Origin of the sequence: Desulfovibrio sp. 1188_IL3213, from assembly GCF_036763145.1 — a bacterium.
Classification (GTDB): domain Bacteria; phylum Desulfobacterota; class Desulfovibrionia; order Desulfovibrionales; family Desulfovibrionaceae; genus Desulfovibrio.
Map to the genome: position 1 here is coordinate 1 of NZ_JBAIYR010000681.1, position 811 is coordinate 811.

2 protein-coding genes are annotated in these 811 nt (G+C 63.7%); both read right to left on the reverse strand.

The window, feature by feature from the left end; translation table 11 throughout:
- Positions 1 to 244 (reverse strand): polyprenyl synthetase family protein (locus V6C16_RS14510; protein WP_333543594.1); only part of this gene is annotated, 244 nt, incomplete at its 3' end.
- An 8-nt stretch (positions 245 to 252) separates the two neighbouring features.
- Positions 253 to 811 (reverse strand): phosphorylase family protein (locus V6C16_RS14515; protein WP_333543595.1); only part of this gene is annotated, 559 nt, incomplete at its 5' end.

Genomic DNA, 811 nt, shown 5'->3' on the forward strand with positions numbered 1-811 from the left:
CGTGCAGCAGGGTGGCTGCGTGCAGCATTTCAAGGGTCACGGCAAGGTCGTGGATGTCTTCGCCGTCATGCCCCAGCAGGCGGGCGGTCAGCACCACAAGAAGCGGGCGCAGGCGCTTGCCTCCGGCCTCAAAGATGTGCCGCGTTACCGGGCGCACAGGTTCGGGCAATGTCTCCACAGCCCGGTCAAGGGCGCGGTTGATGGCCGGAAGTTCCAGGGCAATGCGTGCTTTGAGTTGAATCATTTCACCACTCAGATGAGGTTAAGGGCGGGCAGCACCTGGGCAAGGGCATGCAATGCGCCGGGGAAATCTTTTTCCTCTTTGGCGCGGGGGCCCACCTTGTTGGACACGCTGCGTACTTCCACACAGGCGATGCCCTGTCGTGCGCAGGCGTAAGCCACGGCAAAGCCTTCCATATTTTCCAGATCAGCCTGATAGCGGCTTCGCAGATCCGCCGCGCGGGCAAAGCTTGCGCTCACGCCCGCCACGGTCAGTGAGCGGCAGGGGGCCAGCACGCCGTCATCGCATCTGCCGCCGAAAGCCGACAAAGCCTCAACACCGCAAAGGGTCAGGCGGTCGCGCACGGCCTCGCCCTGCGGGGGCTGCCACTGCGGAAAGCCAAAGGCCCCGGCAATAACTGTCTGGACGTCATGCAGGCCATACTCCGGCCAGACCTCTTCCCGCACCAGACAGTGCGAACGAAGGGGATGGCTGCCAAGATCAAAGGCTCCGGCAAGGCCCACATTGAGCACGGCGCTGATGGGCGTTCCTTCGGCTTCGGCACGGCTCAGGACATGGCCCAGAGCAAGG